Raw genomic sequence first — 23,199 nt, forward strand, 5'->3', positions numbered from 1 at the left:
CGCGGCGGGTTACCGGCGGAGCTCCGGCGAGGACGGCGATGTCCGCGGGGAGAGGGCACCGCCGGGCCTCCGCCACCTGGCAGGCCGGTTCAGCGACCGGCCGCGAGCGCGGTTTGGACGCCGGTCATCACCTCACCGATCGGGCGGTCCTCCCGCAGGTCCCACACCGAGGCGACGACCTCCGCCGCCCGGTCCGGTTCGATCACCCGGCTCGCGTTGCCGGTGAACTTCGCCGCCAGTTCCGCGGAGGACAGCGGCCGTTGCGGGCCGCCCCGGTTCTCCGCGATCCGCTCGGTCACCGAGCCGCCGTCGGTCAGCTCGGCGGTCAGCACCGCGGGGAACTGCTGGGGGAAACCGGCCGTGGCCCGCTCGTCGGCGACGACCCGGACCCGCCCGGCCAGCTCCAGGCGCCGGGGGTCGGCCGCGGCGGAGTCGGTGAAGTCCTCGTGGAAGACGCCGAGCCCGCCACCGCCCAGCAGCGCCGCGGCCACGGTGTAGGGACCGGAGAACGCTGCGTGGTAGCCGGAACGCGGGTGGCGCTTCTCCTCGGCGGGTTCGGCGATGGTGCGCAGCACCGGGGCGGGCACCCCGAGCACCAGCTCGCGGACCCGCTCCGCGGTCACGCCCCGCTCCCGCAGCCGGAGCGCGGCGTCGATGCCCGCGTGCGTGAAGTGGTTGCACGGGTAGGGCTTGAAGAACACGCCCGGGGTCTCCCACCGCTCGCCGAGCCCGTCGGTGACCCGCTCCGGGTGCACCCGCTCGCCGCAGAACGCCCGCAGGAAGCCGAACCTGCCCTCGATCACCGTCGGCGGGCCGGTGAGCCCGTGGCGCGCCAGGTCGGCGGCGGCCACCCCGGAGTGCGCGGCCCACCCGCAGTGCACCCGCTTGATCGTGCCGCCGGTGCGGTTCGCCTCGATCACCCCGGCGCCCATGCTGGCGGCGATGCCGACCGCGGAGGTCAGCTGGTCGGCGTCGAGCCCCTGGACCATGCCGGAGGCCACGGCGGCTCCGATCGCGCCGCAGATCGCCGTGGCGTGCTGGCCGTGCTCGAAGAAGACCGAGTTGCCCAGGTCCTCGTCGTAACCGGCCATGCCGAGGCGGCAGGTGACCTCGATGCCCATCGCGGTCGCGGCCAGCACGGCCCGTCCCCCGGCACCGGTGCGCTCCGCCGTCGCGAGCGCCGCCGGAACGACCGAGGCCGAGGGGTGCAGCACCGAGGGCAGGTGCGTGTCGTCGAAGTCGAGGCTGTGCGCCAGGGTTCCGTTCACGAGCGCGGCCGAGGGCGCGGGCACCCGGCCGGAGAGTCCGATCGCGGTCGCGGCGGGGCCGCCGCCCCACTCGGCGGCGACCGCCCCGGCGATCCGGGCGGGTTCCTCGCGGGTGGCGGCGAGGGAGTTCCCGAGCACGTCGACGATGCGGCGGACCACGTCCTCGGCGAGCTCGTCGTCCACGCCCCCGGCGGCCAGCCGGGCACCGACCTCGCCGATCCGCTGCGCTGGCGTCGTCATGACCGCACCACCGCCAGCGGGCGGACCGGGGCGCCGGTGCCGCCGACGATCCGCAGCGGGGCGAACACGGCGAGGAACTCGCCGAGCCCGGCCTCCGCCGCGTCCTCCAGGGCGAGGTGCTCGACGATGTGGATGCCGTGCTCCACCAGCAGCACCCGGTGCACCGGCAGCACGCGGTGCCCCGCGCCCGCGGGGATCTGCTCGTAGGCGGTGGTGTCGGTGCCGGTGGCGACGATCCCCCGCTCGACGAGCCAGCGGGCGCCGTCGACGGTCATCCCGGGCACGCCGGTCTCCTTGCCGACGTAGGCGGCCGGATCGCCGAACAGCCTCCCCCAGCCGGTCCGCACCACGGCGACGTCGCCCGGCCCGGGCTCGGCGCCGACCCGGGCGGCGGCCCGCGCCAGGTCGTCGGCGGTGATGCCGTAGCCGGCTTCCAGCACGTCGACGCCGTGCAGCGCGGCCACGTCGAGGAACACCCCGCGGGTGACCATCGGCGGGATGGTCTCCGCGCCGTGCACGGTGTGCTTGCCGCCCCGCTGGGACTCGGCCGCGTCGGCGCCGCCGTGCAACCTGCCCTCGTGGCTGACGTGCGCGAGCGCGTCGACGTGGGTTCCGGTGTGCCCACCGGTGACGATCACCTCGTTGGAGGCCGATCCGCCGTCCGGGCGGACCGCGTCGCCGTGGCGGCGTTCCAGGGTCATCCGGAAGCCCGGGTGGTTCGGCGAGCCCGCCATCCCGGTGTAGAGCGGGTGCCCGAGCTCGATGATCCGGGTCCCGGCGCGCACGGCGTCGAGCAGATCGGTGGTGGCGCTCACGGCTTCTCCTCCCCGGCCGTCGCGCGGCCCGGTTCGTGGTGGTCGGCTGGCTGCTCCAGCGCGTCGGCGAGCTCGGTGACCCAGCGGGCCCCGGCGACGACGGCCGGGTCGACGAAGCGGCCGTCGGCGTCCACCCAGGCGGCGTCGCCCGCGGCGCCGACGGAGGCGAGCAGGGCGCGCGCCCGCGCGACCTCCCCGGCGTCGGGGGTGAAGGCCTCGTGCACGGGGGCGATCTGCCGGGGGTGGATCACCGACCGGCCGAAGAAACCGGCGTCGCGCAGCGCGGCGCTGTCGGCGGCGAGGCCGGCGGTGTCGGCCAGCTCGGTCCAGACGCTGGCGACCGGGCTGGGCAGCCCGGCGGCGCGGTTGGCGGCCACGATCCGGGCCCGGGCCCAGCCGAGCTGGGCGCGGTCCCGGATCCGCAGGTCGGCGGCAAGGTCCGTCTCCCCCGGGGAGATCCCGCCGACGAGCGGGTGGCTCTCGGCGAGTTCGAAGGCCCGCCGGAGGCCGCGGGCGCTCTCCACCAGCAGGTGCAGCGGGAGGCCCGTCCGCTCGGCGAGCGCGGCGACCGCGTCCGGGTCCTCCGCCTTGGGAACCCGCAGCCCGGCGATGCCGGACCCGGCCAGCGCGGCGGCGTCGGCCTCGGCCCACGGGGTCCCGGCGCCGTTGATCCGCACCCAGATCCGGTCCGCCCCGCGGCGACCACCGCTGGCCGCGGCGACCTCGCGGGCGAGGTCCTTCGAGGCGGGGGGAACGGCGTCCTCCAGGTCGAGCACGACCGCGTCGGCCGCTCCGTCCAGCGCCTTGACCACCAGGTCGTCGCGATGGGCGGGGACGTAGAGCCAGCTCCGCGCCCGCCCGAGGGCGCTCACACGACCCCCTGCTCGCGCAGCCGGTCGAGCTCGGCGGCGTCGACGCCGAGGGATCCCAGGATCTCCGCGGTGTGCGCGCCGAGGCGGGGGCCGGTGGTGCGGACCGAGCCGGGGGTCTCCGAGAGCCGGAACGGGGTGTTCTGGAAGCGGACCGGGCCCAGCTCCTCGTCGTCGAGCGTCACGATGCTGCCGAGGGCGTTGAAGTGCGGATCGGCCAGCACGTCGGCCGCGGTGTAGATCGGGGCGACCGCCGCCTGGGCCTCCTCGAAGGCGGCGACGACCTCGTCCCGGTCCCGGGCGGCGATCCACGAACCGACCGCCGCGTCCAGCTCCTCCACGTGCTCGGCGCGGCTGGCGCCGCTGGCGAACCACGGCTCGTCGATGAGCTCCGGGGCGCCGACCAGCCGCATCACCCGCTCGGCGATCGACTGGGCGCTGGTGGAGACGGCGACCCAGCGACCGTCCGCGCACTGGTAGGTGTTGCGCGGGGCGTTGTTCGAGGAGCGGTTCCCGGTGCGCGGCTGGAGCACGCCGAGCTGGTCGTAGGCGATCAGGCCCGGCCCGAGCAGGTGCAGCAGCGGCTCGATGATCGCGGTGTCGAGCACCTGCCCGCGCCCGGTGCTCTCGCGGGCCCGCAGCGCGGTGAGGATTCCGAAGGCGGTGGTGAGCGCGGCGACTCCGTCGGCCAGCCCGAACGGCGGCAGCGTCGGGGGCCCGTCGGGTTCTCCGGTCATGGCGGCGAAGCCGCTCATGGCCTCGGCGAGGGTGCCGAAGCCCGGGCGGGAGGAGTACGGGCCCTTCTGCCCGAACCCGGTGACCCGGGCCAGGACGAGCCGCGGGTTGCGCGCGGAGAGCTCCTCCCAGCCGAGCCCCCAGCGCTCCAGGGTGCCGGGGCGGAAGTTCTCGATCACCACGTCGGCGTCGGCCGCGAGGTCCAGGAACAGCTCCCGTCCGCGCGGGGTGGACAGCACCAGGGTGATCGCCCGCTTGTTGCGGGAGAGCATCTTCCACCAGAGCCCGACGCCGTCCTTCTGCGCGCCGTGGGTGCGCGCGGGGTCGCCGCGCGGGTGCTCGATCTTGATCACGTCGGCGCCGTGGTCGGCCAGCAGCGTGGCGGCCAGCGGGCCGGCGAACAGGGTGGAGGCGTCGAGGACCTTCAGGCCGTCCAACGCCGCGGGGTGTTCGTGGCTCATCGTGTCCTTCCGCTGGTGATCGGGCGGGCCCGGTCCGGGGCGATCCCGCCGAGGCGGGCGGTGACGCGGTCGGCGGTCTCGATCAGCTCGGGTGCCGTGGCCGCGACGAACTCGTCGGTGACCCGGAACCGGGGACCGCACACGGAGACCGCGCCGACGAGGCCGCCGGGACCGAACACCGGGACGGCGACCGATCCGGCGTCGCTCTGGCGCTCGCCCGCGGAGGCCGCGTAGCCGAGTTCCCGGATGCGGTCCAGTTCGCGCCGCAGCGCGTCCGGGTCGGTGGGGGTCGAGGGGGTGAGCGCGGCGAGCTCGCCCGCGAGCAGCCGCTCCACCTCGTCCGGGGAGGAGTGGGCGAGGATGCACTTGCCCGAGGACCCGGCGTGCAGCGGGTACGGGCGGCCGAGCTCGACCGACATGGTGATCTCGTGGGTGCCGACGACCTGGTCCAGGTAGATCCGCCCGCCGTGCGCCTTCGCGCTCACCGTGACGGTCTCGTGCAACCGGTCGCGCAGCTCCGCGAGGAACGGCAGGGCCGTGGTGCGCAGGTCGGACTCGCGCAGCGCGCGGCTGCCGAGCGCCACCGCGGCCGGCCCCAGGCGGTACTCCCGGCTCTCCTGGTCGTAGGCGATCAGGTCCCGCGAGGTCAGCGACTGCAGGATCCGGTGCACCACGGCCTTGGAGAGGCCGAGCTCGCGGGACACCCGGCTCACGCCGAGCGTGGGCGGGCCCGCGGTGAACAGCAGCAGCACGTCCGCCACCCGCTCGGTGGCCCCGGTGCCCCCGGTCATCTCCGCCACGTCATCCCCTCCGAGTCCCGTACCGCTTACCGGAACGACAGTGCGGTCATCACCCTTGCGATGTCAAGAAGTTTCGGCCCGCTTCTTGCATCGCGCCAGGCCAAGTGCTCTTATCGAGATGCCAACCAGGGTCGCGCTTGTTTCGCTGAGCGGAACGACGTGCGGGCTGGCAGTGAGGAGAAGCGATGACGATCGATGCCGATCTCGTGGTCGCCGGAGCTGGTGGCGGGCTGACCGCCGCGCTCCGAGCGGCGCGGCTGGGTCTGCACGTGCTGGTGGTCGACTCCGACGCGGACTTCCGCCGGGGCAACAACACGTCGATGTCCACGGCGATGATCCCGGGCCCCGGATCCCGCTTCCAGGAGGCCGCCGGGGTCGAGGACTCCCCCGCGCTGTTCCTGGCCGACATCGAGCGCAAGACCGGCGGCACCGCCGACCAGCGGATCGCCACCGCGCTGGCCCGCGTCGGCGGTGAACTCGTCGAGTGGCTCGCGGACGAAGCCGGGCTGCCGATCGAACTGCCGACCGACTTCAGCTACCCCGGGCACTCGGTGCCCCGGGTGCACAGCATCCCCGGACGGCACGGTTCGGCGCTGCTGAACGGGTTGCTGGATGCCGTCGGCCGGGAGGACCGGATCGACCTGCTGATCCCGGCCCGGCTGGTCGCGGTCGAGGCGGGCCCGGACGGCGCCCGGACGGCGGTGCTGGAGAACCCGGCCGGGGAGCGCGAGGAGATCACCACCCGCGCGGTGCTGCTGGCCACCAACGGCTACGGCGCCGACACCGGTCTGGTCGCCACCCACCTGCCCGACATCGCGCAGGCCCACTACCACGGCGGCGAGCACTCGCGAGGCGACGCGCTGCGGATCGGCCGGGAGCTCGGCGCCGCGACCGGCTTCCTCGACGCCTACCAGGGCCACGCCGCCCTGTCGGCCGCCGCCCGCACCCTGGTGACCTGGACGGCGGTGATGCACGGTGCCGCCGTCGTCGACGCCGGCGGCACCCGCTTCGGCGACGAGACGGCGGGGTATTCCGAGTACGCGGCGGTCCTCGCCGGACGCCCCGGCGGGCGTGGCTGGATGGTCTTCGACGAGCGGATCGACCGGGCGTGCCGCGCCTTCGGCGACTACCAGGACGTGCTGGCCGCCGGCGCGGTGCGCAGCGCCGGGACCCCGGCGGAGCTGGCCGGAGAGCTCGGCGTCCCGCCCGGACCGCTGGAATCCGAGCTCGCCGAGCTGGCCGCCGTGGCCGCCGGGGACGACGCGGACCGGTTCGGCCGGACCTCGGCCACCGCGCTGGTCCCGCCGCTGCACGCCGTCGAGATCGTCCCCGCGCTGTTCCACACCCAGGGCGGGCTGCTCGTCGACGAGCACGCCCGCGTGCTCGACACCGCCGGCGAACCGATCCCCGGCCTGTACGCCTCCGGCGGTGCCGCCGCCGGGATCTCCGGGCACGGCGCGGCCGGATACCTGGCCGGCAACGGCCTGCTCCCCGCGCTGGGCCTCGCCTACCTGGCCGCCGGGCACCTCGCCCGGTCCCTCGACCCCACCCGCAACCCCACCCCGGAAGGTGCCTGATGAGCCGACCCGATCTGATCGTCCGCGACGTCCGCGTCGTCCGTCCCGGAGGGGGCGAGCCGGTCCCCGCCGACATCGCGATCACCGGCGGGGTGATCTCCGAGGTCGGCCCGGGGCTCGCGGTGCCGGAGGGGACCGAGGTCCACGAGGGCCGCGGCCTGCTCGCCTTCCCCGGCGTCGTCGACGCCCACCAGCACTGGGGCATCTACAACCCGCTGTCGGAGGACACCGCCACCGAGAGCAGGGCGTGCGCCCAGGGCGGGGTGACCACCTCGCTCACCTACATGCGGACGGGGCAGTACTACCTGAACCGGGGCGGCCCGTACTCCGAGGTCTTCCCCGAGGTGCTCGCTTCCTCCGAGGGGCGCTCCTACGTGGACTACGCCTTCCACCTGGCGCCGATGCAGTCCTCGCACATCGACGAGATCCCGGCGCTGGTCCGGGACCACGGCGTCACCTCGTTCAAGATCTTCATGTTCTACGGCAGCCACGGGCTGCACGGCCGCTCCACCGACCAGAGCGACTTCCTGATGATCCCGGAGGGCGAGCGCTACGACATCGCCCACTTCGAGTTCGTCATGCGCGGCATCCAGGCCGCCCGCGAGGCCAACCCGGACATCGCCGACCAGATCTCCCTGTCGCTGCACTGCGAGACCGCCGAGATCATGACCGCCTACACCCGCCTGGTCGAGGAGGAGGGCACCCTCTCCGGGCTGGAGGCCTACAGCGCCTCGCGCCCGCCGCACTCGGAGGGGCTGGCGGTGACCATCGCCTCCTACCTCGCGCACGAGACGGGGCTGCCGACCATCAACCTCCTGCACCTCTCGTCGGCGAAGGCGATGGAGGCCGCGATGGTGATGGCCAAGGCGTTCCCGCACGTCGACTTCCGCCGCGAGGTGACGATCGGCCACCTGCTCACCGACGTGACCACCGCCGACGGCGTCGGCGGCAAGGTGAACCCGCCGCTGCGGCCCCGCGCCGACGTCGAAGCGCTCTGGGAGCACCTGCTCGCCGGGGACGTCAGCTGGGTCGTGTCCGACCACGCCTGCTGCAAGGAGGAGAAGAAGTTCGGCGACGACCCCTCCGACGTGTTCGCGGCGAAGTCCGGCTTCGGCGGCACGGAGTACCTGCTGCCCGGCCTCGTCGGCGAGGGGCGCAGGCGCGGCCTGCCGATGTCCACCGTGGCCGAGCTGATCTCGACGAACCCCGCCCAGCGCCTCGGCCTGCCGACGAAGGGCGACATCGCGCCCGGATTCGACGCCGACATCGCCCTGGTCGACCCCGACCGGTCGTTCGTCGTGGACCCGGCCGCGTCGGAGTCCACCCAGGAGTACACCCCGTTCCGCGGGACGGAGATCGGCGCCACGGTCGAGACCACCTTCCTGCGCGGTCGCCGGATCTTCGACGGCGGGGCGGTCCTCGGCGAGCCCACCGGGCGCTACCTGCACCGCCCCACCGGGCGCTGACCCGCCCGACCCCACGTCGAACCGGGGGCCCGCGACCGCACCGGCCGCGGGCCCCCGGCCCCGTTCGGGCCGTTCTTCACCGATTCGCCCCGGGGTCCGCGGTTCCGGCTGGTACGGGTGTGGCGGGTGCGGCCGCCGCTTCCCGGCGCGGGGAGAACTCATGGCTCGCTGTCGGTGAGATACCCCATGCTGGAGGCGGGGCGGGGTGGACCGCCCGCGCTGCCCGGGAACGGCAGTCGCTCCAGAGGAGGGCCGGAGACAACCCGTGCGACGTCTTGAGTACAAGTGGCTGGTCGGGATCACCTTCGTCCTCGGCCTGATCATGCAGATCCTCGACATGACCGTCCTCAACGTCGCGCTCGCGACGCTCGGGCGGGAGTTCCACGTGGGCGAGGGCACCCTCCAGTGGGTGCTGACCGGCTACATGATCAGCCTCGCGGTGTTCGTGCCGTCCTCCGGCTGGATCGCCGACCGCTTCGGCAGCAAGCGCACCTTCCAGCTCGCCGTCGTGCTGTTCACCCTGGCCTCCGTGCTCTGCGGGCTGGCCACCGAGATGTGGATGCTCATCGGCGCCCGGATCCTGCAGGGCGTCGGGGGCGGAATGCTCGTGCCCGTCGGCCAGGCGATGCTGTTCCGCGCCTTCCCCGCCGACGAGCGCGCCAAGGCCTCCGCCGTGCTGTCCGTCCCGATCACCATCGCGCCCACCCTCGGGCCGCTGCTCGGCGGCGTCCTCGTCGAGTACGCCAGCTGGCGGTGGATCTTCTTCATCAACGTGCCCGTCGGCGCGATCGCCCTGCTGTTCACCGTGCTGTTCCTGCGCGAGGAGCAGCGGGACCGGCCCGGCCGGTTCGACCTGCCCGGGTTCGTGCTCGCCGGGGCCGGGCTCGCCGCGCTGCTGGTCGGGCTGGACCAGGGCGCGCAGGCCGGGTGGACCAGCCCGCCGGTGTGGGGCACCCTCCTGGCGGCCGCCGCGCTCCTCAGCGGTCTGGTGCTGCGGGAGCTGCGCACCCCGGAACCGATGCTCGACCTGCGGCTGCTCGGCGACCGGCTGTTCGGCACCGGCAACGCGCTGCTGGTCTGCTCCACCGGAGCGATCTTCGGGACGCTGTTCCTGCTGCCGCTGTTCCTGCAGAACCTGCGCGGCTACTCGCCGTTCGAGTCGGGGCTGGTGCTCATGCCGCAGGCGCTGGCCATGCTCGCCACCACCCAGGTGGTGAGCCGCCTCTACGGGCGCGTCGGGCCCCGGCCGCTGCTGCTGATCGGGTTCACCGTGCTCATCTCGGTGGGCCTCGCGCTGCAGCTGCTCAACACCCGCACCCCGGTGTGGTTCCTCGTGCTGCTGCTGATGTGGCTGGGGCTGGGCATGGGGCTGATGATGACGCCGCTGCAGACCGCCGCGTTCGCCCGGATCTCCGGCTCGGCGATGGGCCACGCCAGCTCGCTGTTCAACGCCAGCCGGCAGGTCGCCACCGCGCTGGGCACCGCGGTCTGCGCCACGATCTTCGTCGCGCTCGTCGAGACCTACTCGGCCGCCGCCGACCTGACCGCGCCCGGCGCCGCCGAGCAGGTGCAGATGGCGGCCTACCGGGGCGCCTTCCTCACCTCGATCGGGTTCGGTGCGCTGGGGCTGCTGCTCTCCCTGCGGGTCCGCAACGCGGACGCCGCGGCCACCCTCGACCCCACCGCCCGCCGGGGGCGCAGGCGGTTCCGGAAGCAGGCCGACACCACCACCGTGAGATAGCTCAAGGTCGCCCCACAACGCTTCGGGCCGGTGCACTATTTGAAGGGTGACCGACTTGCCGCACGCCGACCAGGTCCGCAACCACGCCCGCTGGCGCCCGGGCTGGCACTCGGGGCGCACCAGCTACGCGTGGCTGGTGCCGTTCGCCGACCAGCAGGGACTGCGCAACCTGGTGAACCAGTACCAGTACGCGCTGCGCGACCTCCCCGGATTCGACCTCGTCCCCCTGGAGTGGATGCACGTCCTGGTGCAGGAGGTCGGGTTCACCGACGAGATCGCGCCGGAACGGGTCGACGAGCTCGTCACCGCCGCGCGCGAGCGCCTCGCCGGGACTTCGCCCCTCGCGCTGGCGTTCCACCGGGCGGTGGTGCTGCCCGAGTCGCTGTCGCTGCCGGCGGAACCGCAGACCTCGCTGCTGGAGCTGCGCGAGCGGCTCCGCGCGGCCACCGCCGACGTCCTCGGCGCCGACCAGGTGCCCGGTGAACCGGAGGAGGTGGACCGGCACATCAGCCTGGCCTTCTCCACCACCGAAGGTCCGGCGATCTTCGCCGTGGCCACGCTCGGCGGCACCGACGTCGACCCGACCACGGCGAAGTCCAGCGCGGTCTCCCTGGTTCGCCTCAACCGCGACCACTCCTGCTCGGAGTGGGAGACCATCGCCCAGGTCCCGCTCGGCTGACGGCCCGCCCGCGCACCGGGCGCACGGGGAGCGCGAGCGGTGCCGGGCACGGGCCGCCGGGCGGACACCGGCGCGGCGGACCGTCGCGCGCGTACCTTCGAGAGCACGGAAGCCGCGTCGACCGCAGTTCGGAGGAGCCATGACGGGCGCAGTCATCCTGATCATCGCCGCCGCGGTGGTCCTCGTCGCGGCCCTGTGGTGGACCCGGCGGCAGGACCTGCAGCGCGAGCGCACCGAACTGGACGACGCCCGGGCCGAAGCGCGCCGGTGGGTGGAGCGGCTGGGCGGCCAGGTGCTCAACCTCGACGGCACCGACGACGCCTCGAAGCAGGCCATGGCCGACGCCGCCGAGCGCCACGGCGCCGCCGTGACGCAACTCGACCGCGCGTCCTCCCCCGAGCAGTGCCGGCTCACCACGCGCACCGCGTTGGAGGGCCTGCACTACGTGCGGGCCGCGCGCACCGCGATGGGCCTCGACCCCGGCCCGGAGCTGCCGGACCTCAGCCACGGCGCGGGCAGGGTCAGCGAACTCCGCGAGGTCGAGGTCGAGGGCAGGCAGCAGATCGCCTCACCGTCCCCTGGCGACCGGACCCCGCACTACTACCCGGGCGGCCGCGTGGCCGGGCGCCCGGTGCCCGAGGGCTGGTACAGCGAGCCGTGGTGGAAGCCGGCGCTCGTCGCGGGCGCCTGGGGAGCGGGCTCGTTCCTGCTGATGAGCAGCCTGTTCAGCGGCATGTCGGGGGTTCCGGAAGCGGCCCAGGGCGACGGTCTGCAGGACCCGGGCGACTTCGGCGATCAAGGTGACTCGGGCGACCAGGGCGACTTTGGCGACCTGGGGGACCTCGGCGATCTCGATCTGGGCGACTTCGGCCTCTGATCCACCGGCAGCGGGAGCTGTGCGCACGGCCCGAACGCCTGATCCCGCTCCGGCGAGCGGACCGCTCCCTCGTCAGGCCGCCGGGGTGTCCTGGCAGGTGGGGCACCAGTAGAGGTTGCGGCCGAGCAGCTCGCCCGTGGCCACGGGCGTACCGCAGATCAGGCAGGGGGCGCCGGCGCGCCGGTAGACGTAGACCTCGCCGCCGTGCCGGTCCTGGCGCGGCTCGCGCCCCATCGCCTCCGGCTCGTGCTCGGGCCGGACCGTGTCGATCCGCCCGAGACGCACTCCGGCCTCCATCAGCTCCACCAGGTCCCGCCACAGCGGTTCCCACTGCCCCGGGGTGAGATCGCGGCCCGGGGTGTGCGGCGGAACTCCGTGCCGGAACAGCACTTCCGCCCGGTACACGTTGCCCGCGCCCGCGAGCACCTTCTGGTCCAGCAGGAGCGCGGCGATCGAGCTGCGCGAGCGGGAGATCCGCGCCCAGGCGCGATCCGGATCGGCGTCGGCGCGCAGCGGATCCGGGCCGAGCCGATCGCGCAGCGCCGCCACCTCGGTGGGATCCAGCACCTCGCAGGCGGTCGGCCCGCGCAGGTCCACACCACCGTCCGGGCCGGTCACGCGCATCCGCACCTGGCCTCGCGGTTCCGGCGCGGGCACCGGGAATTCGGTGAAGGCGCCGTAGAGCCCGAGGTGGACGTGCACGATCGCGGAGGGGTAGACGTGGAACAGGTGCTTGCCGTGCGCCTCGGCGCGCTCGAAGACGGCGCCGTCCACCCGGGCCGCTCCGGCCGCGAACCGGCCCTGCGGGCTGGTCACCGCCACCCGCGATCCGCGGAACGACTCGTCGTGCTGGACCGCGAGGCGGTGCAACGCATGACCTTCAGGCATCGCTCAGAACAACACCCACAGCACGGCGGACTCGAGGAGGTACGCGAGCACGCACCCACCGCCGACGAACAGCCCGCGGCGGACCGCGCCGGGGGCCGCGCCGCGCACCAGCGCCACCACGACACCGATCACGAAGGCCAGGCAGACGGCGAGGAACCCGCCGAGGATCAGCCACAACCCGAGCCCCAGCGCGCAGTCCGGGGCCGTGCAGGTGGCGCCGGGTCCTCCCGCCAGGAACGGCGCGAGGACCCGCTGGCCGAAGAAGAGGACGAGCACCCCGACCACCGCGACGCCGAAGGAGGTCAGCGGCGTCAGCAGGGCGGTGGCGGGGCGTTGCTCGGTCATGTCCTGGTCACTCGGCGGGCAGCGCGGGCGGCTCGCCGGTCCGCTCGTAGTCGGAGAGCAGGTCGATGCGGCGCTGGTGCCTGCCGCCCTCGAACTCGGTGCCGAGGAACGCCTCGACGATCGCCTCGATCTCCTCGACGGAGTGCATCCGCGCACCGATCCCGGCGAGCAGGGCGTCGTTGTGCTGGCGGGCCAGCTTCGCGGTGTCGACGTTCCAGGTCAGGGCCGCGCGGGCGCCGGGGACCTTGTTGGCGGCGATCTGCTCGCCGTTGCCGGAACCGCCGAGGACCAGCCCGAGGCTGCCCTCGTCGGCGACGACGCGACGCGCCGCCTCGACGCAGAACGGCGGGTAGTCGTCCTGGGCGTCGTAGGCCGCCGGGCCCACGTCGGTCACCTCGTGACCGCGCTCGGTCAGCCACGTGACCAGGTGGTTCTTGAGCTCGAAGCCTGCGTGATCAGATCCTAGGTAGACGCGCACGCAGGCAGTGTCCCAAACCCCCCACCACCGCTGCGCACCCTGGTTAGGGTTCCCGGCATGAGCGAGGTGCTGTTCGACTGGGGCAGGAACGGGGTCCGCCACCTGGCGCCGCGCTGCGCGGCGCTGGTCGTCGTGGACGTGCTCTCGTTCAGCACCGCCGTCGACATCGCGACCACCGCGGCCGCCCGGGTGCTCCCGCTGCCGATGTCGGGACCGGACGCCGCGGCCGCCGCGCAGGACGCCGGGGCGGTGCTCGCGGGCCCGCGCAGCCGCGAGTCCTGGTCGCTGAGCCCGTCCTCGCTGCGCTCGGTCCCGGCCGGCCTGCTGCTAGCGCTGCCGTCGCCGAACGGGGCGACGCTGTGCGCGGAGGCTGCCGAGCTCGGGGTCGCGGTTCTCGTCGGCTGCCTCCGCAACGCGGGCGCGCTCGCCGCGGCCGCCGCGGCCGCCGCTGGTGCCGGCCAGGTCGGCGTGATCGCGGCGGGTGAGCGCTGGGGCGTTGTGAGCGGGCCGCTGCGCCCAGCGGTGGAGGACCTGCTCGGCGCGGGAGCGATCATCAGCGCGCTGCCCGGCGCGCGGAGCCCGGAGGCGGAGGTGGCGGCCGCCGCGCACGCCGCCGTCGCGGACCGGCTCGAACCGCTGCTGCTCGACTGCGAATCCGGCGCGGAACTGCGGGAACTGGGCTTCGCGGACGACGTGCGGCTGGCGGCCGAGGCGGACGTGAGCGGTGCGGCCCCGGCCCTGCGCGCAGGAGCGCTGGAGGCGTGATGGACGGCTGGGAGGCGGTGGCCGCCGGGGTGCTGGTGCGGCGGCACGCGGAGCTGGACCTCACCACCGGGCTGGTGATCGGCGAGCGGCGCGCGCTGGTGATCGACACCGGCGGCGATCACCGCCAGGGCGCCGAGCTCGCGGCGGAGGTGCGGGAACTGACCCCGCTGCCCTGGGATGTGGTGCTCACCCACGGCCACTTCGACCACTGCTTCGGCACCGCCGCGTTCCTGCCCGCACCGGTGTGGGCGGATCGCGGTTGCACCGGCTACCTGCGCGAGCACGCCGAGCGGCAGCGCGCGGAGTGGAGCGAGCGGTACCGGGAGCAGGGGCGGCCCGAGGTGGCCACCGCCCTGGGCGCGACCACCGTCGTGCTCCCGGACCGCGAGGTCACCGGCTCCGCCGAGATCGACCTGGGCGGTCGCACCGCGCGGCTGCTGCACCTCGGCGCCGGGCACACCGGGCACGACCTGGTCGTCGAGGTCCCGGACGTCGGGGTCGTCTTCGCCGGCGACCTCGTCGAGCAGGGCGCGCCGCCGGACTTCGAGGACGCCGCACCTCGGGAGTGGCCGGAGGCGCTGCGCCGACTGCTCGCGCTGGATCCGGCGCTGGTGGTGCCCGGGCACGGTTGCCCCGTCGACGCCGCCTTCGTCCGCGAGCAGCGAGCGGAACTGCTGCTGCTGGCCCGGGTGTGCGGGGCGCACGCGCGCGGGGAGATCAGCACGGCGGCAGCGCTGCGCGAATCCCCCTACCCGGAGCCGACGACGGAGCAGGCGCTTCGGCGGACCAGCTAGGCGCACTGGGCCGTTCGGCCCTTCCTGCTGGGCCGTTCGGCGTCAATTCCACCGCTAAGGGCACCGATCGCCGACCGGCGGCGTCAAGCTCAGCAGCGGTCGGACTGCACCCGGCCACCGGCCCGCGCGGCGCGCTGCGCTGGGCCGATCCACACCATCGCCGTCGTGCGGCGAGCGACCGACTGGGAGGGCGAGTGTCCGTTCCGGACCGATCCGGCGAAGCCCGGCGGCACGAGCTGCGGGCGAGCAACGACGCGCTGCGGGGGCAGATCGACGGAATGCTCGCCGACCTGCGCCGCCGCACCGCCGAGATCCAGCAGAAGCAGACCGAGGCCGCGAGCAGGATCCACGAGGTGACCTCCGAGGACGGCGTCATCACCGCGCGGGTCGACGCCACCGGCACGCTGGAGCAGCTGCTGCTCTCCCCGAAGGCCTTCGAACGCACCACGCCCGAGCAGCTGGCGCGCGGCATCACCAGCGTCGTCCGGGAGGCCACCGGCGGCGCGCAGCAGTCGCTGCGCTCCGAGTTCGCCGCGCTCGCCGAGGACCCGGAACTGCCGGACCTGTTCGCCGGAGCCCCCTCGCTGACCGACTTCCTGCCCAGCAGCGGGCCGCTGGTCACCCCGCCCGACCCCGCCGCCGAGCGGGCGGCGCGCGCGGGCGGGGAAGCGCCCGCACGGCGGTCCGACGACGAGGACGACGAACCGCCGCGGTCCTTCCTGCGGGAGGGGCGCTGGTGAGCGGCCGGATGCGGATGCGCCCGGACGAGATCCGGGCGGGCGGTGCGCGCATCGGCGACGCCGGGGAGCGGCTGAGCTCGGTGCTGGCGACCTTGCGCTCCAGCCTCGACGGCGAGGGCGAGTGCTGGGGCGACGACGAGGCCGGGCAGCAGTTCGCGAAGGACTACGTCACCAACAGCGGCGACGTCACCGACGGCCTCGCGAAGCTCGCCGAGGCCCTCGGCACCATCGACGAGAACCTCCAGGGCACCGCCGACGACACGGAGGGGCGCGACCAGCGGTCCGCGACCGACATCGGCAACGTGCCGCGCTGAGCACGCCGAACACCGACTGGGGAGTCGTACCGCCATGAGCATCGAGATGCCCGACGAGGTCAAGTGGCTGCTGCCGATCGTGGTCGGCCAGTCCTGGCCGGAGGGCGACGAGGACGCGCTGCGCAGGCTCGCGGACGCGTGGCGCGCCGCCGCCGAGGGCGTCGAGGACGTCACCGAGGACGCCAACGGCGGCGCCGGCCAGGCCCTCAGCGGCATGGAAGGCCGGACGCACGACGCCTTCGACGAGCTCTGGAAGGACATCGCCAGCGGTGGTGAAGCAGCGCTGCCGAAGCTGCGGGAGGCGTGCCAGCAGCTCGGCGACGGCTGCGACGGGGCGGCGCTGGAGGTCGAGCACACCAAGCTCACCATCATCGCCTCGCTGATCGCGCTCGCGATCCAGATCGCGGCGATGATCGCGAGCGCGGCGTTCAGCTTCGGCGCCTCCACGGCGGGCATCCCGATCGCGCAGGGCATCACCCGCACCGTGGTGATGCAGATCTTCAAGCAGCTGGTGCTGAGCATCGCCAAGAACGTCGCCATCGAGGTCGCCACCTCGGTCGCGATCGAGGCCGCGGTGCAGGGCGTGCAGATCGCTTCCGGCGAGCGCACGGGCCTCGACGGCGGGAAGTTCAAGGACGCCGCGATCAGCGGAGCCATCGGCGGCGCGGTCGGCGGCGTGTTCGAGGGCGTCGGCAACGTCGCCGCGCGCAAGGCCGCCGGGGCGCTCGGCGACGCGGCGGGGGACGCCGCCGGTGGTGCCGCGGGCGCGGCCGGGCGGGCCGCCGGGGACGCGGCGGGCGAGGCGGCCGGCAGCGCGGCGGGCGCCGCGGGCCGGGCCGCGGGCGAGGCGGCGAGCGCGGCCGGGGAGAGCGCCGCCAAGAGCATCGGCGCCGAGGCGGTGAAGGAGGGCATCAGCGGTGCTGCCCAGGGCGCGATCGGCAGCGCGGCCGAGCAGCTCATCACCCAGGGCGAGATCGACTGGAGCGAGGTGGGCACCGGCGCCCTCTCCGGCGGTGCGATGGGCGCGGGCATGGGCGCCGGGGGTGCGGCGCTGTCGAACCACTTCGACGCGCCCGACGTGGGCGCGGCCGGGTCCGGGGACGGCGGCGGGGGCGAGTCGTCCCGGTCGGCCGCGGGCTCGGACGGCGGGGATCCGGGCGCCGGTGCGGGCGATTCCGGTTCGAGCGGCGGGGATTCCGGTTCCGGCGGCTCCGGATCCGGGGATTCCGGATCGGCGTCGAGCACGTCGGCGGAGAGCTCGTCCTCGAGCGGCTCGGACTCCGGCACCGGTTCCTCCGGCGGCTCCGACCCGGGCTCCGACAGCGGGTCCCGCAGCCGTCCGTCCATCGAGGACATGCTGTCCGGCGATTCAGGCTCGGGCGGCTCCGATTCCTCCGCGAGCTCGGCCTCGTCCGGGGACTCCCCCGGCGGTGCGCAGCACGCGGGTTCCGACGGTGGCGACGCGCCCTCGGCCCGCGCGGCCGACGCCGACGGCGGCTCCGCGCGCCCGGCCGCCGAGGACGGATCGGCGGGCGCCGACTCGGGCGGCGGCGCGACCAGGACCGATGCCGAGTCCAGCTCAGCGCGCTCCGGATCGGCCGAGGGCGCTCCCACCCGCTCCACCGACGGCGACTCCGGTTCCACCCGCTCCGCCGATGCCGAGGCGGGCTCGACGCGATCCGAGGGCTCGGACGCGGGTGCCGCCCGTTCCGGGGATCCCGACGGCGGGTCGACGCGATCCACCGACACCGACGCGACCACCGCGCGCACGTCGGACGCCGGAGGGAGCTCCGCCCGCCCGTCCGACACCGAGGCGGCGAGCGGCGCCGGGGAGCCCGCGAGCTCGTCCGGCTCCGGCGGCGGGTCCGCGCGGGACGACTCCGGTTCCCCGAGCGCGGGCTCGGGTGCCGCGGCGGGCGGTTCCGGAGCGCGCGGCGAGGTCGGCAGCGCGGCGGACTCCGGCGGCCGGTCGGGCGAGGGCTCCGGCGCGGCGAGCTCCCGCGACGACGGAGCGGACGGGCCCGGGAGCTCCGGCTCCGGACGTTCCGGCAGTGCGGGTTCCGGGGCCGCTGGGTCGGTCCCGCACGGCGGTGGCGAGGCGTCCGGGCGCCACCAGGCCCCGCCGGGCCCGGCCCGGACCGAGTCCGCGTCCAATGCGGGCGCCCCGGCGCGACCGGCGGAACCCGTGATCGGCCCGGCGGCGCAGCCCGCCCCCGCCCGGAGCGACCAGACCGCGACCGGCGGCGGCGTGGCCGGTGCCCCCGCGAGCGGTGCGCCCGGCGGCGCGGGCACTGCGGGGTCCGGCGGCGGCCGCCCCGGCGCGGGCGGTGGCTGGACGGGCACGTCCGGTTCCCCCGGCTCCGCGCACCGCCCGCTGGGCGGCGAGAACGCGCGCCCGAGCACCCCGCGCCCCGAGCGGTCGCCCAGCGCGGCAGCGCGCCCGGACGCCCCCGCCGCGCGCGGCCCGGTGGACGGCCCCGCCCGTCCCGCGACCTCGCCCCAGCCCGGCGGGCGGCACGCCCCGCACGCGGACCCGGCCGGCTCCGGCGGGCGCCACCACTCCCCCGACGGCCCCCGCGCCGAGGTCCCCGGCCAGCGCCCCGACGCCGACCGGCCGACCACCGACGCGGCGCGCGCGCCGCAGGACCGCCCGCACGACGCACCCCCGCGCGACACCGAGCGGCGCCCCGGCGCAGACCGCCCGCACGACGCGGACCGGACCCACGACACCGACCAGTCCCCGGGCACCGAGCGCCACGACGACCCGGCGTCCGACCGCGACGCCGAGCCGGGGACCCCGGAGCGTCAGCACCAGATCGATCAGGCCGAGGCCACCCGCGAGCGCACTCCCGGCGGTTCCTCCTACCACCACGACCCGGCGATGCGGGACCTCGCTCAGCGCGTTCCCAGCGACGGCGTCCACCACACGGTCGACGCGCACGCCCTGCCCGACGGCAGGGTCCGCATCGGTGACCGCACCTTCAGCGCCGGGGAGTTCGCGGACGTGCTGCGCCGCGATCCGAACTGGGACGGCGGCCCGGTGCGCCTGCTCTCTTGCGACGCGGGGAGCAGCGGGCTCGCCCGGGAGCTGGCGCGCGAGCTCGGCGTGCCCGTCACGGCCCCGCGCGGCCTCGCCTGGACCGATGGCAGCGGCCGCGTCTTCGCCACCGACCTCGGCCCGGACGGCCGCCCCGGCTGGCCCCCCAACGGAGGCTGGGACACCCACCACCCCGACGGCACCGACACCCCGGCCAGCGCCGACGGCTTCCACCCCTCCCGCGACGGCGAGGACCCGGGCGCCGCGCCGGAGGACGCGGAGAGCCGGGGACGGCAGTACCCGTCGCCGGAAGAACTCGACTGGCAGCGACCGCACTACACGCGCCAGGAGACCGTCACCGCGCCGCCGAACGAGCGCAGCCCGCTGCTCGTCCAGCAGGCCCTGGCCGATCGCGACCCGACCGCACCGCGGCCGGATCTGCTGCCGAAGACCAGGTACGCGGTCGTGGACGACCCGGCCCCGACGAACCGGCCGCCGCGGGTCACCTACCTCTACACCAACGACGAGATCCCGGCCCGCATCACCCACGTGCACGCCGAAACGCCGAACCACCGGATCGGGCGCAGCCCGAACGCGGAGCTCGGCAACCACGACATCGACGGCAAACCCGTCACCCCGACCACCCCGGAGTCGATCCAGAACCCGGACGCGCAGCACCTGACCCCGGACATCGCCTACCAGGTCGACACGGGCGACGGGCTGTTCACCTTCGAGACGAACGAGAACGGCCACCCGGTGCTCGATCTCGACGAGTTCGACTCGCCACCGGTGGCGGACGACGAATTCGACGACGCCGCCGACTCCCCCGACGCGGTCACCCCGGTCGACCGCGTGTGGGACCTCGACCAGCACGGCCCGTTCAGCAACGTGGACCGGAAGAACTTGGACCCGAACACCGCGTACCGCCTGTACACGCAGGACGGGAGCGGGAACCTGAAGTGGCACGGCGACTTCTACACCAACGGTGACTCACCACCTCGGTTCACCCACATCAGCACGTGGACCGGCGCCGGAACCTCCCAGCTCAACCCGGAGCTCGGCGACAAGAACACCATGCAGGACATCGCCAACACCCGCCCCGACGGACTTCCCATCAACGGCGTCAAGTACGAGGTCGACGGGACGCACTTCCACGTCGACGAGCACGGCAACGGGTCGCTCGCGTTCACGACCGACTACAGCCAGTCCGGCAGCAGCCGCGGAAATCAGGACGCGCAGCGCCGCATCGGTCACATCTACCAGGAGCACATCGGTGAGACCGGGAGAGGGGGGCACGGCAAGGACCACCGGAACTCCCCCCATCCGCCGATGGAAAGAATCAACATCACGCCCCAGGCTTACGTGCAGAACAATTTCACCGGAAGCCAGCACCAGAAGGACCTCAGCTGGCGCCGCATGGAATACGACGGAATGCTCATGGGCCAGCAGTTCAAAACCGACATCCACCGCAGGATCTGGTACGAAGCGGCGACCGTCGGAGATGTCCCGGACCGCGCACACGTACTCTGGGAACAGGTGACGAACGGCGTACGCACCGTCCACTACAGGAGCTTCGACAATGTCCCGAACCCCGCCCCCGCACGACGCCCCGGAGCGCTCTGAAGTCCTGGCGAGCTGGATTTGCGCGCAACTCGTCAACCACGCCCCCGAGGGGTGGCGGCGCATCGACTTCAGCGCCGCGATGACCACTTCGGCGCGCGACATCAGGTGCGCGGTCATCATGCGCGACGGCAGCAGCCCGGCCATCGAGGTCCCGGAGGGGCTCGTCCCCGCGCTGGCCGATCTCCGGAGGGAGATGTACGAGCCCGGCCGGGGGACCTGGCTCTCGCTGCGCTACATGATCGACCCTCCGGACGAGTTCTTCGCCGTGTACAACCGCAACCTGGATCCGATGTGGGATCCGCCCCTCCCAGCCGAAGCCTTCGCGGAAGACCTGGAAGAATTCCCGCGCCTCGACGAGAACATCCCGCAGTGGCTGAAGGAAATCACCGAAGGAAAATGATTTCAGCAACCCACGAGCGGATCGGATAGGGACGCCATGAACAGCCACAGCCCCTCGATCGACGACTTGCGCGAGAACCTCACCAATCGGCTCGCGCTGACGCTTCCGGCTGGGTGGGAGTACGCCCAGGTGCTGTACCGGGCGCTCGGCGCGCACGAGGAGATCGCGGCCGTGGTGCACCTGGTCACGCGACAGCTCGCTCCGTGGTCTCCCCCGCCGCAGCTCCGCGACGACTTCAGGCTGCTCCGCGCCGCCATGGCGGACGGCACGACCGGAACCTGGCTGAGCGCGAAGTACGAACTGCGCTTCCCGGACGACACCGCGTTCAAGTTCAACACCGCGAAGCGGCCGCGGTGGACCGCCGAGCCGTCCGAGGCGGACTACGCGCTGGAGCTGGAACGCTTTCCGCGAGCCCCCGAGCACGTCCCCGCCTGGTTCCCCGCCCGGGATTCCTGATCCGGCGCATCGCGGCCGAGCGCACGGACAGCTCGGCCGGGCCGAGCACCGGGCCCCCGGGGATCACCTCGGCAGCGGCGACGTCCGGCCCGGCCGCCGCGCGGGCCCGCGTCGGGAAGCCGTCCCCGGAACGCGGCGCGCGCCACTGCCGGACCTCGGCCACCCCGCCACCCCGGGCACGCGCTCGCGACCGGAGCGCCGGGTGCGGCGTTCCGCTCCCGGCATCGCGGACGGATCAGCGGGACGACCCCCGCAGGAAGCGCGCCACCTCCGCGCCGAAGCGCTGCGGAAGTTCGAGCGGCGGGGTGTGCCCGCACTCCAGCAGCACCACCTCCGCGTCCCCCAGCAGCCCGGCCAGCTCACGGGCGTGCTCCGCGGTGCGGGCGGCGTCGAACCTGCCGTGCACGACCAGCGACGGGATACCGGCGAGCTCGCCCAGCCGGGGCCCCAGGTCGGTGTCGCGCTGGCTGCGCAGGACCGCGAGCACCGCCTCCCGCGACAACCGGGCCGGATAGTCCTCCAGCCGCGCCGCGAAGGCCGGGTCCCGCACCGAGCGGAGCGCGACCGCTCGCCAGAGCTCCGGCCCCCACCGACGCGCGACCCGGTCGATGATGGCGTCCACGTCGCCGTGCCCGCGCATGTTGGCGCCCGTGTCGCAGCAGAGCACGCCGCGCACCGGTGCCCGGTCGTGCAGCGCGGCGGCCAGTGCGAGCACACCACCCGTGGAGTGGCCGAGCAGCACCACCGGGGCGTGCCGACGCGCGAGCCCGGCGATCCGCGCACCGAGCGCGGCGACCTCGTGCGGTCCCGGCCACTCCAGCCAGGGAGCCACCGCCACGTCGCTGCCGGTCGCCTCGGCGAGCCCGTCGAAGATCGCCGGATCGCACATGGTGCCCGGCAGGCACAGCAGGGTCGGCGCCCCGGGCACGCGGTCCCGGGGACTGCTGACCATCACCTCGGGCTCCAGCACGCTCAGCTCCCCGACTCCGACGGCCCCGGCACGCTACCGCGGACTAGTCGAACTGCGGCGCTTCCGTGCGGGTTCGCTTGAGCTCGAAGAAGTACGGGTACGAGGCCAGCACGCGGGCCGCGTCGAACAGCTCGCCCGCCTGCTCCCCGCGCGGGATGCGAGTGGTGATCGGGCCGAAGAACGCGACCCCGTCGACGTGGATGGTCGGGGTGCCCACGTCGTCACCGACCGGGTCCATCCCCCGGTGGTGGCTGGCCCGCAGCTCCTCGTCGTGGTCGGTGCCGTCCGCCGCTTCGGCCAGCGACGCGGGCAGCTCCACCTCGGCCAGCGCCTCCCGGATCACCTCGTCGTAATCCTTCCGGCCCCCGTCGTGGATCCGGGTCCCCATCGCGGTGTAGAGCGGCGAGAGCACCTGCTCGCCGTGGTCGCGCGCGGCGGCGATCGCGACCCGCACCGGACGCCAGGCGCGCCGCATCAGCTCGGCGTAGTCGTCCGGGAGGTCCCGCCCCTCGTTCAGCACGGCCAGGCTCATCACCCGGAAGTTCAGCTCGATGTCGCGCACCTGGGCGACTTCGAGCATCCAGCGCGAGGAGACCCAGGCGAAGGGGCAGAGCGGGTCGAAGTAGAAGTCGACGTGGGGACGCTCGGTGCTCATGGACAACCTTCCGCAGTGCTCCGCGACGCCGCGCGGGGATAGGACGGCACGGGCGGACGTGCCCGCTGTCAGGTGCAACCCGGCTGCCCCGGCAGATCTTCCCGATGAGGCCGAACGAGTGCGGAATGTGCCGGTTTTCCCGGATGAACCCCCGTTTCAGCCCGGCGGACCAGGTATTTCGGCGATCACCGACACGCCCGGCCGCG

Annotated in this window: 22 protein-coding genes; 12 read left to right on the top strand and 10 right to left on the bottom strand. The window is 74.5% G+C overall.

Annotated features, from left to right (window positions below):
- Positions 1–89: 89 nt before the first annotated feature.
- Genes ACL03H_RS13430 through ACL03H_RS13450 form a run of 5 tightly spaced genes read right to left on the bottom strand, consistent with a single transcriptional unit; the run spans position 90 to position 5,179 of the window.
- The gene (locus ACL03H_RS13430; protein ID WP_412811534.1) at positions 90–1,508 is read right to left on the bottom strand and encodes an MmgE/PrpD family protein; all 1,419 of its coding nucleotides are present in this window, start codon (positions 1,506–1,508) and stop codon (positions 90–92) included.
- Positions 1,505–2,323 (bottom strand): cyclase family protein, encoded by an 819-nt coding sequence (locus ACL03H_RS13435; protein ID WP_412811535.1) that lies wholly within the window; start codon positions 2,321–2,323, stop codon positions 1,505–1,507. The genes ACL03H_RS13430 and ACL03H_RS13435 overlap by 4 nt, the downstream gene beginning before the upstream one ends.
- A complete protein-coding gene (locus ACL03H_RS13440) occupies positions 2,320–3,195 on the bottom strand; it encodes an HpcH/HpaI aldolase/citrate lyase family protein (RefSeq protein WP_412811536.1) in 876 nt (291 codons plus the stop codon). Before ACL03H_RS13440 ends, ACL03H_RS13435 begins: the two co-directional genes overlap by 4 nt.
- Positions 3,192–4,388, bottom strand: coding sequence for a CaiB/BaiF CoA transferase family protein (locus ACL03H_RS13445; RefSeq protein ID WP_412811537.1), 1,197 nt, complete (start codon positions 4,386–4,388; stop codon positions 3,192–3,194). The genes ACL03H_RS13440 and ACL03H_RS13445 overlap by 4 nt, the downstream gene beginning before the upstream one ends.
- Complete coding sequence (locus tag ACL03H_RS13450) at positions 4,385–5,179, bottom strand: IclR family transcriptional regulator (RefSeq protein ID WP_412811640.1); 795 nt, start codon at positions 5,177–5,179, stop codon at positions 4,385–4,387. Before ACL03H_RS13450 ends, ACL03H_RS13445 begins: the two co-directional genes overlap by 4 nt.
- Positions 5,180–5,373: 194 nt before the next feature.
- Between ACL03H_RS13450 and ACL03H_RS13455 the strand changes: the two genes are divergently transcribed.
- The 5 genes from ACL03H_RS13455 (at position 5,374) to ACL03H_RS13475 (ending at position 11,528) form a co-directional block, all read left to right on the top strand.
- Positions 5,374–6,765: an FAD-dependent oxidoreductase gene (locus ACL03H_RS13455; protein WP_412811538.1), complete on the top strand. Its 1,392-nt coding sequence runs from the start codon at positions 5,374–5,376 to the stop codon at positions 6,763–6,765.
- Entirely contained in the window at positions 6,765–8,231 is a 1,467-nt protein-coding gene (locus ACL03H_RS13460) for a dihydroorotase (protein ID WP_412811539.1), read from the top strand. Before ACL03H_RS13455 ends, ACL03H_RS13460 begins: the two co-directional genes overlap by 1 nt.
- A 265-nt stretch (positions 8,232–8,496) precedes the next feature.
- On the top strand, positions 8,497–9,972 hold the full coding sequence (locus tag ACL03H_RS13465; RefSeq protein ID WP_412811540.1) for an MDR family MFS transporter: 1,476 nt from the start codon (positions 8,497–8,499) through the stop codon (positions 9,970–9,972).
- A gap of 46 nt (positions 9,973–10,018) precedes the next feature.
- Positions 10,019–10,651 carry a 2'-5' RNA ligase family protein gene (locus ACL03H_RS13470; RefSeq protein ID WP_412811541.1) on the top strand — a complete coding sequence of 211 codons (633 nt, stop codon included), beginning with the start codon at positions 10,019–10,021 and terminating at the stop codon, positions 10,649–10,651.
- A 139-nt stretch (positions 10,652–10,790) separates the two neighbouring features.
- Positions 10,791–11,528 carry a hypothetical protein gene (locus ACL03H_RS13475; protein WP_412811542.1) on the top strand — a complete coding sequence of 246 codons (738 nt, stop codon included), beginning with the start codon at positions 10,791–10,793 and terminating at the stop codon, positions 11,526–11,528.
- A 72-nt stretch (positions 11,529–11,600) separates the two neighbouring features.
- Here the strand turns inward: ACL03H_RS13475 and ACL03H_RS13480 are convergent, their stop codons facing one another.
- Genes ACL03H_RS13480 through ACL03H_RS13490 form a run of 3 tightly spaced genes read right to left on the bottom strand, consistent with a single transcriptional unit; the run spans position 11,601 to position 13,239 of the window.
- Complete coding sequence (locus tag ACL03H_RS13480) at positions 11,601–12,416, bottom strand: Fpg/Nei family DNA glycosylase (RefSeq protein WP_412811543.1); 816 nt, start codon at positions 12,414–12,416, stop codon at positions 11,601–11,603.
- 3 nt (positions 12,417–12,419) lie between these two features.
- On the bottom strand, positions 12,420–12,761 hold the full coding sequence (locus ACL03H_RS13485) for a hypothetical protein (protein ID WP_412811544.1): 342 nt from the start codon (positions 12,759–12,761) through the stop codon (positions 12,420–12,422).
- Positions 12,762–12,768: 7 nt separating this feature from the next.
- A complete protein-coding gene (locus tag ACL03H_RS13490; protein ID WP_412811545.1) occupies positions 12,769–13,239 on the bottom strand; it encodes a ribose-5-phosphate isomerase in 471 nt (156 codons plus the stop codon).
- A 57-nt stretch (positions 13,240–13,296) separates the two neighbouring features.
- On the opposite strand from ACL03H_RS13490, the gene ACL03H_RS13495 reads away from it, so the two are divergent.
- From ACL03H_RS13495 to ACL03H_RS13525, 7 genes are all read left to right on the top strand, one after another.
- Complete coding sequence (locus tag ACL03H_RS13495) at positions 13,297–14,004, top strand: 2-phosphosulfolactate phosphatase (protein ID WP_412811546.1); 708 nt, start codon at positions 13,297–13,299, stop codon at positions 14,002–14,004.
- On the top strand, positions 14,004–14,798 hold the full coding sequence (locus ACL03H_RS13500; RefSeq protein ID WP_412811547.1) for an MBL fold metallo-hydrolase: 795 nt from the start codon (positions 14,004–14,006) through the stop codon (positions 14,796–14,798). Before ACL03H_RS13495 ends, ACL03H_RS13500 begins: the two co-directional genes overlap by 1 nt.
- Before the next feature lie 194 nt (positions 14,799–14,992).
- Positions 14,993–15,538, top strand: coding sequence for a YbaB/EbfC family nucleoid-associated protein (locus ACL03H_RS13505; protein WP_412811548.1), 546 nt, complete (start codon positions 14,993–14,995; stop codon positions 15,536–15,538).
- Positions 15,535–15,852, top strand: a complete 318-nt coding sequence (locus tag ACL03H_RS13510; protein WP_412811549.1) for a WXG100 family type VII secretion target — start codon at positions 15,535–15,537, stop codon at positions 15,850–15,852. The genes ACL03H_RS13505 and ACL03H_RS13510 overlap by 4 nt, the downstream gene beginning before the upstream one ends.
- Before the next feature lie 34 nt (positions 15,853–15,886).
- Entirely contained in the window at positions 15,887–20,512 is a 4,626-nt protein-coding gene (locus ACL03H_RS13515) for a WXG100-like domain-containing protein (protein WP_412811550.1), read from the top strand.
- Positions 20,469–20,912, top strand: coding sequence for a hypothetical protein (locus tag ACL03H_RS13520; RefSeq protein ID WP_412811551.1), 444 nt, complete (start codon positions 20,469–20,471; stop codon positions 20,910–20,912). Before ACL03H_RS13515 ends, ACL03H_RS13520 begins: the two co-directional genes overlap by 44 nt.
- Positions 20,913–20,948: 36 nt before the next feature.
- Positions 20,949–21,368, top strand: a complete 420-nt coding sequence (locus tag ACL03H_RS13525) for a hypothetical protein (protein ID WP_412811552.1) — start codon at positions 20,949–20,951, stop codon at positions 21,366–21,368.
- A 235-nt stretch (positions 21,369–21,603) separates the two neighbouring features.
- Here ACL03H_RS13525 and ACL03H_RS13530 read toward each other — a convergent pair whose 3' ends face one another.
- Both ACL03H_RS13530 and ACL03H_RS13535 read right to left on the bottom strand, forming a co-directional pair.
- Positions 21,604–22,338, bottom strand: coding sequence for an alpha/beta fold hydrolase (locus tag ACL03H_RS13530; RefSeq protein WP_412811553.1), 735 nt, complete (start codon positions 22,336–22,338; stop codon positions 21,604–21,606).
- 43 nt (positions 22,339–22,381) lie between these two features.
- Positions 22,382–22,993, bottom strand: a complete 612-nt coding sequence (locus ACL03H_RS13535; RefSeq protein WP_412811554.1) for a mycothiol-dependent nitroreductase Rv2466c family protein — start codon at positions 22,991–22,993, stop codon at positions 22,382–22,384.
- Between the last annotated feature and the right edge of the window lie 206 nt (positions 22,994–23,199).

Source organism: Saccharopolyspora antibiotica (assembly GCF_047200635.1).
Lineage (GTDB): Bacteria > Actinomycetota > Actinomycetes > Mycobacteriales > Pseudonocardiaceae > Saccharopolyspora_C.